A 14,422-nucleotide genomic window follows, 5' to 3' on the forward strand; every position below is an offset into this window, starting at 1 on the left:
AAAACTCCCTTTCGGGAGTTTTTTAGGATGCTTTTATTTCACGAGATTCGGTGAGTAAGGGAACTTTTTTCGCGCCGCTTAGCTTAGCGATTGTAAGGCCGATAAGAGCTCCGATTAATGCAGGTACTAGCCAACCTATTCCTTCATTATATAAAGGGATAAATTCAAAATATGATGTGATAAATGAAACTGAAATACCACCTTGTTTTAATCCATCAAATACGCTTACGATTGCTGCGCCAATTAAAGCACCTACATAAACAGAGCGATATCCACCGAAATATTTATGCAGTAACGATAGTAGAACAAGTACAATCGCAACTGGATATACAACAAGTAGAATTGGAACAGAGATGGAAATGATTTTTGTTAAACCTAAGTTGGCAACTAATAATCCCAATACACAAATGATACTTGCGAATGTTTTGTATGAAAATTTAGTCAATAATGTTGAGAAATATTGACTACATGCAGATACAAGTCCAACACATGTTGTTAAGCAAGCGAGTGTAACGATAAGAGATAATAAAAGCAGACCATATGGACCGAATAATTGTTGTACGATCACAGTAAGTAATTGTCCACCATTCTTTGCATATCCGAGCGAGACGCTAGTTGCACCGAGCCAGCCAAGCGCACCATATACAAGTACGAGGCCAGTAGCAGCAATAAGTCCAGCTTTGGCTGTTGCGATAGCAATGGATTTACGATCCTTTACACCTTTAGAGCGAATGGTATTTACAACGATAATTCCAAATGCAAGTGCTGAAATGGTATCCATCGTTAAGTATCCTTCCATAAAGCCTTTGAAAATCGGAGAAGTTTGATACTCTTGCATTGCAGGTCCTGATTGTCCAAGTGGTGTAAATACACTTTTAACAAACAATAAGAAAATAGAGAGTAATAAAATAGGTGTTAATATATTTCCAATACGATCTACAAGTTTAGATGGATTCAAACTCAGCCAATATACGATAGCAAAGAAGATGATTGTATATACAAAAAGTACGAGGTTGCTAGAGCGAATCGTTTCTGGTAAGAAAGAACTAGCGCCCATTTCATAAGCGACATTTGCAACGCGTGGAATACCCATAGAAGGACCAATGGCGATGTATACAACTACCGTAAAGAATATTCCGAATAATGGGTGAACATGACTTGCAAGTTGCTGCATACCATTTCCTGATAAAGAAATTGCGATAACTGTTAGTAGTGGTAAACCGACTCCTGTTAGTAAAAATCCAATCATTGCCGGCCAAAAGTTTTCGCCTGCATTTTGTCCAAGCATGGGAGGGAAAATTAAATTACCTGCCCCAAAAAATAAAGAAAATAGCATAAGACCCGTGAAAAAAATATGTTTTTTTGATACAGTGTTCATTGTTTTTCCTCCTTTTTTAAAATTCATTTGTAAGAACACAAAAAACTCGTCCCTAAAGAAAGGGACGAGTTATATTTACCCGCGATACCACCCTAATTTATACATGTAGAAATAATTCTATATGTATACGGCTCTGCAACGTACAACATGATACGTGTTCCTTGTAACGGGGGACAGCCGGTAAGAACTTACTATAACATTCGGTTCTACTTCTCGGAGATGATTTTCGGCTACGCACTGAACGTTGGCTTTCAGCAAATCGCCAACTCTCTGGGGAACAGTTCTATAACGTACTCGTTCTCGTCAATGAATTTTTATTCAAGTATTCTGACAGTATTGTTACATTTTTTTTTTAGAAAGTCAATATATTTTTTAATAAAATATATCTATGCGGAAATGTTATTTGTTTTGAAATGAATAGTTGATGTAAATTGAATTGTAAAACAGAAGTAAAAATTTGCGGAGAATTGTAAATATTATAGAGAAAGTTGATATTTATAGGAGTAAAGAAGGGATTGTTTGAATTTAGAGAGAATAATACAACAATCCACTTGCTGGAAAGAACAAACCAAAAGAGGTGACTGAAATGCTTGCGATGGGAGTATTATTTGGCATTATTGCTATAATTGGTTTTATGTGGTTATATTATTCGCGTTCGTTTAAACAAGCAGAAGTTTTACTCTTTCAAAAAGGTAGTTTGTTGACAAATCAGTCTAGATATTTAGTATGTCCGAAGTGTGGAAGTGCACAGGCCAGAAGTGGAGGATATCAAGAGTGTTGCAAAATTAGATTATGAAAGAAGGAAGCCTCACATTATTTTGTGAGGCTTCCTTCCTTACAACTTCATGGCGCTCCAAATGGTCCAACGATCTCTTTCGATAATAGGAGAGACGTTTTGTAAGGCGGTCTTTACTTGTTGTAGAAGTTGAGAAAGTTCATAATCTGTTAGTTCATATAGAATGGATCGGCCTGTTCGAGGTGATAAATCTTGCAATAATGCCTCTACAGAATCATGTATTTTTCGTATCTCCCATTGTGTTTGAGTGGGGAAAACGTGAAGAAAATATTTTTGTAATTCTTGCTGTATCTTGGTGGTTTTTGGACGTCTTTTTGATTCTATTTCAATGAGTTTTGGGAAGATAGAGAAAAAATATCCACGGATGTGTTCTGGACTTCCAGGGATCGTACAATCTTCAATAGTTCGGTCTTGTACAATAAGTACACCGTTTTTCTTTAATATACGAGAAGCTTCACGTAGAAATGTAGGAACGTCTTGTAAATGATGAATAACTGCGCGCGAAATAACAATGTCGAATGTATCATTAGGATATGGGACGCTATGTGCATCACCTTGAATGAAAGAAATGTTTGAAAATCCGCTACAATTTTCTTTTGCAGCCTGTAATATTTCTTTTGAAAAATCAAGCCCAACAACACTTTCTGCTCCCATAAGAGCAAGTTCTTTCGTATAAATCCCGCCACCACAGCCGATATCAATTATTCGTTTATTTTGTACGTCTGTAATATTTTTTATCATTTCTCTCCAAGAAATATGGGCGTTTCGCTGTGCGTATGTGTATTTATTATTTGCATCGTGAAAATTAATGGACATGAAAAAGACCTCCTTTCAATGCTTAGTATAGCGTATTTTATAGTGTGTCACGTTTTTGTTTTTTGTATGAAGATTATAAGAGTTTCTTATTGTAAAAGGAGGATTAAGTTGAAAAGGAAATATGTATTGCTGTTATTTGTTATGTTACTAGCATCTTGTAGTCAAGTTGAGCAAAAAAAAGAAACAAAAAAAGTGGAAGAGACGGTGAATGAAGTGAAAGAAACAATAGAGGTAACCGTTATACAAAAAAAACATAAAGAGAAAAAGTTACAGGAATCAGAAGCTAAGGTAGTAATAGACATTATAGATAAAGCTGAGAAACAAGAAATAACAGGTAGCTTTGGTGAACCTGAATATGAAATACAAATTAGTAGAGATGGGAAGAAAGAAACGTATTATGCATGGCTAAGAGGAGAAGACAGACGAGGATGGGTACAACATAAGAAAGCAATGTATATGCTGAATAAAAAAGATACAGAAAAGCTTTTGGCTATATTTCCAAATGTATCAGAACAAAAAGAAGATGAAACACAGGCAGGTCCTTTAAAGGAAGTAACAAAAAAAGATTTGCAGATTACCGCGTTCCATATTAAAGCGGGCGATCAAAAAGTGAATTATACAGTACGGTATACGATTTCACAATCACTATACAACAAGTTAGAGAAGGAACAAGAATACTATTTGCAGGTCATTTTTCCAGAAAAAGTTCAAAAATTAATTGGAGCAAAAGAGAGTGAAAAAATTTTAGGAGAAAAGGTAAAGGAAGGATATAAACAGTATGAATTGCATGCTACTGTTCCTGTACAAGGTGCTTCAGAATCACAATTAAATTCATTAGAAACATATTATGAAAATTATGATTTAAATATATTAAATAGTAAACAAGAAAAAATAGGTGTTTTTCAAAATATTATTCAAATTGTTAAAGATTATGGTGAAAAAATGAATTTACAAAGATAAAGTGAAACGTTATTTAGCCTTTACGGATCGGGATGAATGTAACTCGTCAATTCTATATGAACTTTCCTAGGAAATGATAATAGAGAGGGGAAAATCCCCTCTCTATTACTTTGCTTTTGCAGATGGCTCATTCATTGATTTTCGTGTAATAAGAAAAGAAATCATAAGAGCGGAAAGGATGATAAGGGCAATAAATACGTGATTGGGCAACAAATCTAATAATAATACGTAACTAACGGTATAAAAAATAAGAGTTGAGGCTAAAAAAGATAGAGCTCCTATTATGAGCGATTGTAAATTCAATTGTGTGCACCTCCTTTTATTTATATTTTTGGCTAAAAATGGATTATATAAACATTATTTCTAACAATAGAAAAAAATATGTCATAATAGAGAAAAGAACAGGCTTTGATGAATGTATATCATTCATTAATGAAAGATAAAGGAGAGGAATATGAAAAATAATAAAAAAGGATTATGGGGAATTATTGTTGCAATAGGGTTATTTTTACTTTCTAAGTTAAAGTGGGTATTTGCAATTTTTAAATTAGCAAAGTTTTCAACGGTATTTAGTATGTTTCTATCACTTGGTGCGTACGCAGTTATATATGGTTGGAAATTTGGGGTAGCGCTCATTTATTTGTTGTTTATTCATGAAATGGGCCATTTATGGGCTGCGAAAAGAAAAGGTATACCAACATCGCCAGCAATATTTATTCCATTTATGGGCGCTCTTATTGGGATGAAAGAGATGCCTAAAAATGCAAAAGATGAAGCATATATTGCCTATATGGGACCTCTTTTCGGATTACTTTCATTTTTACCGGCTATTCCACTTTATATGATAACGAAAGAGCCATTTTGGGCGCTCATTATTTTACTCGGAAGTATGATTAATTTCTTTAATTTAATTCCGGTTTCTCCGTTAGACGGGGGACGGATTATTTCAGTTGTAAGTACGAAAATTTGGGGAGCGGGGCTTGTTTTACTACTTGGGTATTCAATTTATTTTAAAAGTATTTTAGGCGGATTTATTTTTATTATCGGCTGTATGGAATTGTATAGAGTAATAAAGAGAGATGAGCCAATTAAGGAATTAGGATATAAAATTGATGGAATGAAAGAATATGTTGCAAGGCTTGAAGAAGAGTTAAAAGAAACTGGTGCAGTGCATCGGAATATATATATGATGCAACATGAAATAAATGTATTAAGGCAAAAAGAAAGAGAGAAAGAATTAAAAACAGGAGAACTTCAAAAGATTGAAGTGTTAGAGTATCTTTTACCAAAGTTTGAGCCACTTGATTACGTCCCATATGAAGATGAAAAAGAAACACATACAATTCATATACGAGAAGCATTTGAAATGTCAGAAAGAAAATTACAGGAATGGGATGCAGACAAGAGACAACAGGAAAACTATTACAAAGTGGATACGAAGACGAAATGGACAGCATTTGCTTGTTATATCGGATTAATGGCTATACTCGGTTACGCAGCTTATGAAGGGTATATGGTTTTACAAGAACATTTGCCAACGAGGAATGTATAGAAAAATATTGTCGAAATGATAAGCTAGCTAGTATTCTAGTTAGCTTATTTTCTTTTGTAAGTGCAATGTTCATATATTTTTCACAAAAACACCATGTTAATAGTGATTAAAATCACAATCTGTATTATACAATTCGGTTAAACTAAAAACAGTTAAGGAAATAGAGGAGTGGGATACAATGTTAAGTGAAAAAACAATTGAAATCGTAAAGTCAACAGTACCATTATTACAGGAAAAAGGCGTTGAAATTACAACGAGATTTTATGAAATTTTATTTTCGGAACATCCGGAGTTATTGAATATTTTCAATCATACAAATCAGAAAAAGGGAAGACAACAACAAGCGTTAGCGAATGCTGTTTATGCAGCTGCAACGTACATTGATAATTTAGAAGTTATTATTCCAGTTGTAAAACAAATTGGTCATAAGCATAGAAGTTTAGGTATTAAAGCAGAGCATTACCCAATTGTAGGTACATGTTTACTACGCGCAATTAAAGAGGTTGCAGGTGCACCTGATGAAGTTTTAAACGCATGGGGAGAAGCTTATGGTGTCATTGCTGATGCATTCATTAGTATTGAAGCAGAGATGTATGCAGAAGCGGCACATAAAGAAGGTGGATGGAAAGATTTCCGTAACTTTGTAGTTGTAAAAAAAGTGAAGGAAAGCGATGTTATTACGTCATTTTATTTGAAAACTGAAGATGGAGGGAAAGTTTCTTCATTCATCCCAGGACAATATGTAACGGTTCAAATCAATATCGAGGGTGAAACATATACACATAATCGTCAATATAGCTTATCAGATGCTCCTGGAAAAGAATATTATCGTATTAGTGTCAAGAAAGAAAAAGGTGTAGATACACCGGACGGTAAAGTATCTAATTACTTACATGATCATGTAAAAGAAGGCGATATGTTACCAATAAGTGCACCAGCGGGAGATTTCGTATTAAATATGGATTCAACATTACCAGTTGTCCTAATTAGTGGTGGAGTAGGTATTACACCAATGATGAGTATGCTAAATACGTTAATTGAACAAGATTCAAAACGTAATGTATGTTTTATTCATGCAGCACTAAATAGTAATACACATGCAATGAAAGAATACGTTGAGGCAGTAGATAATGAATACGAACAAGTGAAAGCATACACTTGCTATTCGGCGCCGACTGAAAAAGATTTGGAAATGAAAAACTTTGATAAAGAAGGTTTGATTGAAGCTGAATGGCTGCAAACGATTATTCCGACAACGGAAGCAGAATTTTATTTCTGTGGTCCAGTACCATTTATGAAGCATATAAATGCTGCACTAACTGATTTAGGTGTGAAACAAGAGCATATTCATTATGAATTTTTCGGTCCAGCAGCAAGCTTACAATAGATGGAGTTTGAAGAAGCAAAAAAACGAGGTATTATTTCACCTCGTTTTTTATCCCGCTTTAATGGGCAGTAAGACCCCCACCTCAAAATGCAGTGAAAGCAAAGAAGTTAGGTGGGGAATCAACTGCCCATAAAAGTCCGATTGTGAGGGCTGATAATCAGTGGGGGATGAAGAACCCCCCACTGATTAAAGTTTCACTTTATTTGTTCTCGCAATAGTCGATTTACCGTTTCGCGGCGTATACCGATGAGCTGACCAATTTCAGTTTGTGTTAATATTTCATATATAGGAATGTCACCTAAATATAGTGTGAACCATTCTTGTAAGCGATGAAGACGTTCTTTTGGAGAGACGGTCGTCAATTGGTCGATACGTTGCTGCATCATTCTTAATTTTGACTGTAATTGCATAGCGATATTTGCATATGATGCAGGATCCGCTTGAAGTTGATTGTACCACTCATTGCTAATTATAGGTTCAACTTCTGTTTTCATTAAAGCGATTGCTGTACCGTGATATTCCTTCGGTGAAATTAAGGAATGGTGAGGTATCGTTTCTCCTGGAACGATAATGTTGAATAGAAATGGTGTTCCATCTTCTTCTATCCTTACTACTTTTAATAAACCTGTTTTTATAAAATATAAAGGACCGTCCTCACCTTGACGGAATAGTACATCTCCTTTGTGTAGAATCAATGTTAGCCCCCCATTTATTAAACATTTCTATTTTTTTAGTGTATATGTATAAAGACAATATGCTATTTAAACAGCAATTTCATTGACGAAATATATGCTATTACAGTAGTATACTATTTAGTGTGTAATAGTACTAGCAATGAATACGCTGTAGGGGGTTTAGTATATTGTTAGATGCGATAAAAATGACGGATATGAGAATTCCGGCGAATGCCATCATTCATGTAGAAGAGATGAAAGGTGGAGTCGTGTTATCCGTTGAAGTAGATGGCCAAATTATTTATACGATGGCTTATGATGAAGAAACAGATAGTTATGCTGAATTATATGATCGAAACGATAAGAGGGCGTGCCAAGTACATGAAGACTTTATGGGATGGTCACTTCTTCACTAAAAAAGATGTCAATATGACATCTTTTTTTATTAAAACGATAGAATATACAAAGAAATGAAATATAAGGATAAAATTTGTAATAAATGATTTTGCATTGTTAGCACTTTGTAACTGCAAGTAAATTATTTTTTCGCTATCATAAAGATAACAGTCGCAGTTATAGGAGTGGTCAACGTGAAGAAAGTACATATTTCCAATTACATGTTATTATGTGTTTGTCTAATTTTATTTGTTCTCTTAGGAGGATTTTTATATTCATGTGTATAAGAAAAAACGCATTCTAAAAAGAACACGTTATAAAAAAGAAGTAATGATTAATCTAGTCCCAAGAATAATTAATGTGATACGCAATAGATTAATTACGGCGTTACCGCTTAATTTTGTATTAATATACGCCCCGATTTTTCCACCAACCCATGCACCAGGAATAAGAATTAATGCGTAAATCCAGCTGACATTTCCAAGTGAGATGTGAGTTGCAGAACTTACAATTGCTGATAGAAATACGATAAACATCGAAGTTGCTACAGCAATATGTGCTGGGAATGCAAAAAGTAGCATCATTGCTGGAACAAGTAAAGCACCGCCACCAATTCCAAATAACCCAGATATAAAACCAACTATAAAGGCGATAAAGATAGCGAGAAGCGGTGGGAATTGATAGTGTACAGTGTTTCCTTCGTTATCTGTAAAAGAGCGCTTGATTACAGTCATATTTGATAAAGAAAGGGGTTTTAATTTGTCTCGTAACATAAGAAGAATGGAGACAAAAATAAGAAAAATCCCAAAATATAAAGAAAATGTATCTTGGTTTAAAAATTTATTCGCCCACGAGCCGATGATACCACCCGGGCCACTCCCGATAAATAAAATAAGTCCACTTTTGTAATCTACTCGTTTATGCTTCATATAAGTAAGGGTGGAAGATAGTCCTGTGAAAACGACTGTTACCATTGAGGTTCCTACTGCAAGTTGTGGTGATAGGCTGTGTAATCCGATTAATAACGGAACAATAATAATTCCGCCGCCAAGTCCGACTAGACTCCCGACTGTCCCGGCGATTAGTCCGATGAAAAGTAACATGATGTATTCCAAAATTGCCAACTCCTCTATATAACTTATCCACCAATTATTATACACGCTTTTTCATGAGAAAAAGCTTTGTTCACAAAAAAGTCGTCTTCCTAGAAAAATAAGGAAGACGACTTTTAATTAAAAGATTAAGTGTAATAAAGAGTAAAATAAAGCAGCTAAAGAAGCTGAAATAGGAAGTGTAATAACCCAAGTAATTAACATGCGTTTTGCAGTTCCCCATTTTACACCTTTCACACGATGAGAAGCACCAACCCCTAAAATAGAAGAAGAGATAACGTGCGTCGTACTAACTGGTAAGTGAATGAATGTTGCCCCGAAAATAACAAGAGATGATGATAAATCAGCAGCTACACCATTTACAGGACGAATTTTCATAATTTGTCCACCGACAGTTTTAATAATTTTCCATCCGCCGACAGAAGTACCAAGACCCATTGCAATGGCACAAGATAATTGTACCCAGAACGGGATATCGCTAGAAGTATGATAACTATTCGCCATAAGAGCCATTGTAATAATTCCCATTGCTTTTTGTGCATCATTCGTACCATGTGTATAAGCTTGTAATGCAGCAGTGAAAATCTGGAATATACGGAAGTTTTTGTTCGTCTTCGTTAAATTAAAGTTTTTAAAGACGACTTTAAAAATACTGTATACGATATAACCAATAACAAATGCGATAATTGGTGAAATGATTAAAGCTTCAATAATTTTTATGAATCCTTTAAAGTTTAATGAACTAAAACCAGCAGCAGCGATAGCTGCACCTGCGATGGAGCCAATGATTGCATGCGAAGAACTACTTGGAATACCGTAGTACCAAGTAATCAAATTCCATGCTATTGCCGCAAGTAAAGCAGCTAAAATTACAAGAGAACCATTTTGTAAAGCGAACGGATCAACAATATCTTTCGTAATCGTTTTTGCTACACCTGTAAATGTCATCGCACCTAAAAAGTTCATAATAGCTGCCATAATAATTGCATGTCTAGGCTTTAGAGCTTTCGTTGAAACAGCCGTTGCAATAGCGTTTGCTGTATCGTGAAATCCATTAATAAAGTCAAAAGCTAAAGCGCAAATGACTACTAAAACGGTCAGTATCAAGAGTGTATCCATGATCAAACTCCTTACGCGTTCTTCATAATAATTGTTTCTAATACGTTTGCAACGCTTTGGCAGCTATCCGCTACTTCTTCAAGCTCTTCGTAAATCTCTTTGTATTGAATGATCTTAATTGGATCTTTTTCACGAGAGAATAAGTGCTTAATCGCATGACGGCGAATATCATCACATTGTGATTCATAATCTTTAATCTTAATCGCATTTGTACGAATGTCGACTAATTTTTTGTTAGACATTAATTCAACAGAGTTTGCAATTTCAATCGCACATTGATTAATTGCTTCTACGAATTTAATCATGTATTCATCAGCTTCTGTAATAGAATACATTTCGAATAGACCAGCACTATGATCTAATCCGTCTAATACATCATCCATACTCATTGCAAGCTGTAGGATGTCCTCACGTTCAATAGGAGTAATAAACGCTTTGTTTAGCTCCATAATGATTTCGTGAATAAATGAGTCACCTTTTGACTCATACTCTTTCATGCGCATAGAAAACTCTTTTAAATCGCTAGCATTTTTAATTTTATACTCCACGAAAAACTGCGCGCCTTCTTTTAAATTTTCGGAAACATTCATTAACATTTCAGAAAATTTATCTTTTTTTGATTTAAAGACCATTATTAGTTACCCCCACAAAAGTAATATATGTAAAATATATTGGCTAGTCAATTCTAACAAAAAACTGTCGTTTTTTAAAACATTTTATCGAAAAGTTTACAAAAACTTAACATAACTCTTATTGTTGTATTAATAATATTAATAATCGATATTGAATATCTTACTTGTAGAATGTCCTTTTCTTGCAAAAAGTATGAATGTGAAAAAAAAGCTTTACACTACAGGAAAGACTACGTTATTATAATAAATTTAAAAGGAGGTATATTCTTCCTTTTGAAAAGAAGAGTGTAAACAAACGAAGGAAGTGAACGAATGAAATTGAAGAACACTCACTTAAAAAAAATGCAGGAGTGGTTCAACAAGAGGAAGAAGCTTCGTAATTCATTAATTGTATTAGGAAGTTTGCTCGCTACTCTATTTATTGCTATAAATATAATAATTTCTATTCAAGACATATCTGAATTAAAGCAAGCTGTTCCGCAGCCGACCTTAATTTATGATGCAAATAATGAAGTTGCGACTAAATTAGCTTCTTCTAAAACAGAAGGCGTAAAAAAGAAAGATATTCCTGATATTATGGTTCAGGCCATTGTTGCAGTAGAAGATAAGGAATTTTTTAACCATCACGGGATTTACTATAGTGGAATTATAAGTGCAGTTTTTAAAAATATTACAGCAGGAGAAGTTGTAGCAGGGGGAAGTACAATTACACAACAACTTGCGAAAAATGTATTTCTGACACAAGACCGCACATACTCTCGAAAAATTAAGGAATATTTTTTAACAAAAAAAATAGAGCGTACGTATACGAAAGATGAAATCATTGAAATGTATATGAACCAAATTTATTTTGGTGAAGGTGCTTGGGGTATAAAAAGGGCAGCTAAATCTTATTTTGATAAAGATGTAAAAGATTTAACAATTTCAGAAGCAGCAACGATTGCGGGCTTGATTAAAGCACCATCTGCGTATTCACCTTATAAAAACTTTAACAAGTCAATTGAAAGACGTAATGTCGTATTAAGTTTAATGAAAGAGCAAGGGTATATTTCGGACGAACAGTATAATAAAGAAAAAGAGAGTGGACTTGTGTTAAAACGTGGCGTTGATGATAAATACAAGGGAAAATACTCTCAATATGTAGACTATATTGTTAGAGAGGCGATGGACAAGTACGAATTAACACAAAATGAAATTTTAGCAGGTGGTTATCGTATTTATACAGAGCTTGACCCGAAAAAACAACAGGCCGTAGAAGACGTTGTGAATAATGATAGTTATTTCAAAGATAGTGGCTCAGACCAACTCATGCAAACGGGTGTAGTTCTTATGAATCCCAAAACAGGTGGTGTACCAGCTTTAGTTGGAGGCAGAGGGCCGTATCAGTTTTTACAGTTTAACCATGCAACCCAATTAAAAAGACAACCTGGCTCAACGTTAAAGCCTTTGGCTGTATATGTACCAGCGTTAGAACAAGGATATGAAGTATACGATATATTAAAAGATGAACCATTTAACATTAAAGAATATAAACCACAAAATAGCGATCATACTTTTCACGGTGATGTGACAATGTATGAAGCAGTAGCAAAGTCGTATAATGTTTCAGCTGTGTGGCTATTAGAACAAATTGGATTAGATAAAGGATTGAAATCTTTAGAGCGATTTGGTATTCCATTAGTGCCAGAAGATCGTACGTATCCAATTGCTTTAGGTGGTATGCATGTGGGAACATCTCCATTTGTAATGGCTCAAGCATACAGTACATTTGCAAATGATGGAGTTCAAGTGGAAGCTCATGCAATTAGGGAGATACAAAATGCTGAAGGTGAAACGCTTGGAAAGTGGTATAAGAAAGAGACACGAGTGACGAGCGAGAAAGTTTCTCAAAAAATGACATATTTATTAAAAGGTGTTGTCGAAAAGGGAACGGGCGAAAAGGCGAAAGTTAATAATGTTGATACGGCAGGTAAGACAGGAACTACTCAAATTGTAAATGGCCCGAGCACCGGTGCAAAGGATTCGTGGTTTGTTGGATACACACCAGATTTGGTAGGTGCGATTTGGGTAGGATATGATAAAACCGATAGCGATCATTATGTTCCGGGTGGTAGTCAAATTACGACGACAATGTTCCGGGATATTATGAAAAAAGCGAACGCAAATCCAGCTCAAAAAGCATTTCAGTTATCGCTCATATCTGAGGCTGATTATAAAAAACAATTGACTACAATAGAAGAGGAAAAACGAAGAAAAGAAGAAGAGAAGAGAAGGAAAGAAGAGGAACAACAACGAAAACAAGAGCAACAAGAGTGGCTTGATAAAGTGAAAGAATGGATTCCTTCATTTTGGTAAAAGAAAGAGGCGAATAACGAAATTCGCCTCTTTTTTGTACAAAAACAACATAAAATTTTAATCGGTAGAGAGTTTTGTCTATCTTCATTAGCTATTAATCCATATCTATTGAGATACATGATATTACTCGTTAAGTATAATATTCGTACTGCCAAAGGATTCGGAATCGTATGTGACGATTATTTGGCCTTTACTAATAGGTTCGTAAGGTAATTCTTCTTCGTAACTACCGCTATTTTCATTGTGGATAGAAAGTGTAATTTCATCGATTTTTTTATTTGTATACTGATCTTTAATCGTTTCAGCAATTTTGAGTAACGCCTCGGAACTAGAAGCTTTCGTAATAAGCATCCCTTTTATAACTTTTTTTTCATTCTTTGTGGCATTGGAATAAGGAATGTTACTTTGTTTCGTATATAGAAGTTTGTATGGAGCAGTTTTTCTCTCTGCTTTTGATATAGTGGAATATTTTAGAGTTAAAAAAAATCCTACACATAAAATAATGCATACCATAAGTGCAAGCCAAATGCGTATTAGTGACATAACTCTCATTTTCATCCCTCTTTCATATCTTTGACTTCACTATTTATCATACAAAATGAGGATTAAGTTAAAGTAAATTTGAGGTAAAGAAACGTAAAGAAGGAGCACTTATCCTCCCAAATAAGTGCTCCTTTCTATATAAAGAGAGATTTAATGCACGGTTAAACAATACATACTATTATAAATATACTTATTGAGTGAAAATTAGTAAATTCGGAATACGGATAATGTTGCAGTTGTATCGCCTGTGTTTGGAATAGAAATAGTGTTTGCTGTAGGTTGTACAGCAATCGTTGTACCAGCTTGTAAAGTAACGATTGTAGAGAAAGAAACAGCACTACCGATAACGTTAGTTGAGAAATTACGAGTAGGTGGTTGGCCATTGAACGAAATACCAAACCCAAACGGTGAAGATCCTGGGAAAGTTGTAGACGCTGAGAAACTAATATCATATACGCCTGTTTCTAAAATTGTTAAAGTATCTGAAGTATCGTTGAAAGCGATATTGGTTAATTCAAACACTTGGTTGAATTGGATGTTTGTTCCAGGTGATATGGTTTGTGGATTTGAGTTTCCGATTGCCGCGATCGTTACAGGAATTGGCGTACCCGCTGGTCCTGTTGCACCAGTAGCACCTTGAGCACCAGTAGCACCTGTTGCGCCCGCTGGTCCTTGAGCACCAGTAGCACCTGTTGCGCCCGC

General features: G+C 34.9%; 15 protein-coding genes and 1 other annotated feature. Of the genes, 6 read left to right on the top strand and 9 right to left on the bottom strand.

What is annotated here, in order from left to right; genetic code table 11:
• Nucleotides 1–22: 22 nt before the first annotated feature.
• Nucleotides 23–1,378 carry a branched-chain amino acid transport system II carrier protein BrnQ3 gene (brnQ3, locus tag MR079_RS10525; protein ID WP_049111549.1) on the bottom strand — a complete coding sequence of 452 codons (1,356 nt, stop codon included), beginning with the start codon at nt 1,376–1,378 and terminating at the stop codon, nt 23–25.
• Between the two features lie 57 nt (nt 1,379–1,435).
• Nucleotides 1,436–1,694, bottom strand: a binding site (T-box leader).
• A gap of 270 nt (nt 1,695–1,964) precedes the next feature.
• Here brnQ3 and MR079_RS10530 point away from each other — a divergent pair.
• A complete protein-coding gene (locus MR079_RS10530) occupies nt 1,965–2,174 on the top strand; it encodes a hypothetical protein (RefSeq protein ID WP_000880630.1) in 210 nt (69 codons plus the stop codon).
• 39 nt (nt 2,175–2,213) lie between these two features.
• Here the strand turns inward: MR079_RS10530 and MR079_RS10535 are convergent, their stop codons facing one another.
• Entirely contained in the window at nt 2,214–2,990 is a 777-nt protein-coding gene (locus MR079_RS10535; RefSeq protein WP_049111547.1) for a class I SAM-dependent methyltransferase, read from the bottom strand.
• A gap of 108 nt (nt 2,991–3,098) precedes the next feature.
• Between MR079_RS10535 and MR079_RS10540 the strand changes: the two genes are divergently transcribed.
• Entirely contained in the window at nt 3,099–3,950 is an 852-nt protein-coding gene (locus MR079_RS10540) for a YhfM domain-containing protein (RefSeq protein ID WP_049111545.1), read from the top strand.
• A 105-nt stretch (nt 3,951–4,055) separates the two neighbouring features.
• Here MR079_RS10540 and MR079_RS10545 read toward each other — a convergent pair whose 3' ends face one another.
• Nucleotides 4,056–4,253, bottom strand: a complete 198-nt coding sequence (locus MR079_RS10545; protein WP_001053353.1) for a hypothetical protein — start codon at nt 4,251–4,253, stop codon at nt 4,056–4,058.
• 151 nt (nt 4,254–4,404) lie between these two features.
• On the opposite strand from MR079_RS10545, the gene MR079_RS10550 reads away from it, so the two are divergent.
• Together MR079_RS10550 and hmpA are read left to right on the top strand one after the other, a co-directional pair.
• Nucleotides 4,405–5,502: a site-2 protease family protein gene (locus MR079_RS10550; protein WP_242293979.1), complete on the top strand. Its 1,098-nt coding sequence runs from the start codon at nt 4,405–4,407 to the stop codon at nt 5,500–5,502.
• A 178-nt stretch (nt 5,503–5,680) separates the two neighbouring features.
• Nucleotides 5,681–6,889 (top strand): NO-inducible flavohemoprotein, encoded by a 1,209-nt coding sequence (gene hmpA, locus MR079_RS10555; protein ID WP_242293980.1) that lies wholly within the window; start codon nt 5,681–5,683, stop codon nt 6,887–6,889.
• A 194-nt stretch (nt 6,890–7,083) separates the two neighbouring features.
• Here hmpA and MR079_RS10560 read toward each other — a convergent pair whose 3' ends face one another.
• Nucleotides 7,084–7,584 (bottom strand): Crp/Fnr family transcriptional regulator, encoded by a 501-nt coding sequence (locus MR079_RS10560; protein ID WP_087951823.1) that lies wholly within the window; start codon nt 7,582–7,584, stop codon nt 7,084–7,086.
• A 167-nt stretch (nt 7,585–7,751) separates the two neighbouring features.
• On the opposite strand from MR079_RS10560, the gene MR079_RS10565 reads away from it, so the two are divergent.
• Nucleotides 7,752–7,979, top strand: coding sequence for a hypothetical protein (locus MR079_RS10565; RefSeq protein ID WP_000882907.1), 228 nt, complete (start codon nt 7,752–7,754; stop codon nt 7,977–7,979).
• Nucleotides 7,980–8,273: 294 nt separating this feature from the next.
• On the opposite strand, the gene MR079_RS10570 is transcribed toward MR079_RS10565, so the two are convergent.
• The 3 genes from MR079_RS10570 to MR079_RS10580 form a co-directional block, all read right to left on the bottom strand.
• Entirely contained in the window at nt 8,274–9,074 is an 801-nt protein-coding gene (locus MR079_RS10570) for a sulfite exporter TauE/SafE family protein (protein ID WP_242293981.1), read from the bottom strand.
• A gap of 117 nt (nt 9,075–9,191) precedes the next feature.
• On the bottom strand, nt 9,192–10,190 hold the full coding sequence (locus tag MR079_RS10575) for an inorganic phosphate transporter (protein WP_000380271.1): 999 nt from the start codon (nt 10,188–10,190) through the stop codon (nt 9,192–9,194).
• Nucleotides 10,191–10,201: 11 nt separating this feature from the next.
• On the bottom strand, nt 10,202–10,822 hold the full coding sequence (locus tag MR079_RS10580) for a DUF47 domain-containing protein (RefSeq protein ID WP_000231448.1): 621 nt from the start codon (nt 10,820–10,822) through the stop codon (nt 10,202–10,204).
• 312 nt (nt 10,823–11,134) lie between these two features.
• On the opposite strand from MR079_RS10580, the gene MR079_RS10585 reads away from it, so the two are divergent.
• Entirely contained in the window at nt 11,135–13,177 is a 2,043-nt protein-coding gene (locus tag MR079_RS10585) for a transglycosylase domain-containing protein (RefSeq protein ID WP_000769283.1), read from the top strand.
• A gap of 123 nt (nt 13,178–13,300) precedes the next feature.
• Here the strand turns inward: MR079_RS10585 and MR079_RS10590 are convergent, their stop codons facing one another.
• Both MR079_RS10590 and MR079_RS10595 read right to left on the bottom strand, forming a co-directional pair.
• Nucleotides 13,301–13,729, bottom strand: coding sequence for a hypothetical protein (locus MR079_RS10590; protein ID WP_139869698.1), 429 nt, complete (start codon nt 13,727–13,729; stop codon nt 13,301–13,303).
• A 195-nt stretch (nt 13,730–13,924) separates the two neighbouring features.
• The coding region (locus tag MR079_RS10595) for a collagen-like protein (protein ID WP_242293982.1) at nt 13,925–14,422 on the bottom strand (498 nt) is incomplete at its 5' end.

This window comes from Bacillus cereus group sp. BfR-BA-01381 (assembly GCF_022663555.1).
Lineage (GTDB): Bacteria > Bacillota > Bacilli > Bacillales > Bacillaceae_G > Bacillus_A > Bacillus_A pacificus.

What these genes read in the sequence shown, in the direction of transcription:
- MR079_RS10585 (WP_000769283.1), top strand. Translation starts at nt 11,135, where the DNA reads ATGAAATTGAAGAACACTCACTTAAAAAAAATGCAGGAGTGGTTCAAC.
- MR079_RS10575 (WP_000380271.1), bottom strand. Translation starts at nt 10,190, where the DNA reads ATGGATACACTCTTGATACTGACCGTTTTAGTAGTCATTTGCGCTTTA.
- brnQ3 (WP_049111549.1), bottom strand. Translation starts at nt 1,378, where the DNA reads ATGAACACTGTATCAAAAAAACATATTTTTTTCACGGGTCTTATGCTA.
- hmpA (WP_242293980.1), top strand. Translation starts at nt 5,681, where the DNA reads ATGTTAAGTGAAAAAACAATTGAAATCGTAAAGTCAACAGTACCATTA.
- MR079_RS10530 (WP_000880630.1), top strand. Translation starts at nt 1,965, where the DNA reads ATGCTTGCGATGGGAGTATTATTTGGCATTATTGCTATAATTGGTTTT.
- MR079_RS10590 (WP_139869698.1), bottom strand. Translation starts at nt 13,729, where the DNA reads ATGAGAGTTATGTCACTAATACGCATTTGGCTTGCACTTATGGTATGC.
- MR079_RS10580 (WP_000231448.1), bottom strand. Translation starts at nt 10,822, where the DNA reads ATGGTCTTTAAATCAAAAAAAGATAAATTTTCTGAAATGTTAATGAAT.
- MR079_RS10535 (WP_049111547.1), bottom strand. Translation starts at nt 2,990, where the DNA reads ATGTCCATTAATTTTCACGATGCAAATAATAAATACACATACGCACAG.
- MR079_RS10550 (WP_242293979.1), top strand. Translation starts at nt 4,405, where the DNA reads ATGAAAAATAATAAAAAAGGATTATGGGGAATTATTGTTGCAATAGGG.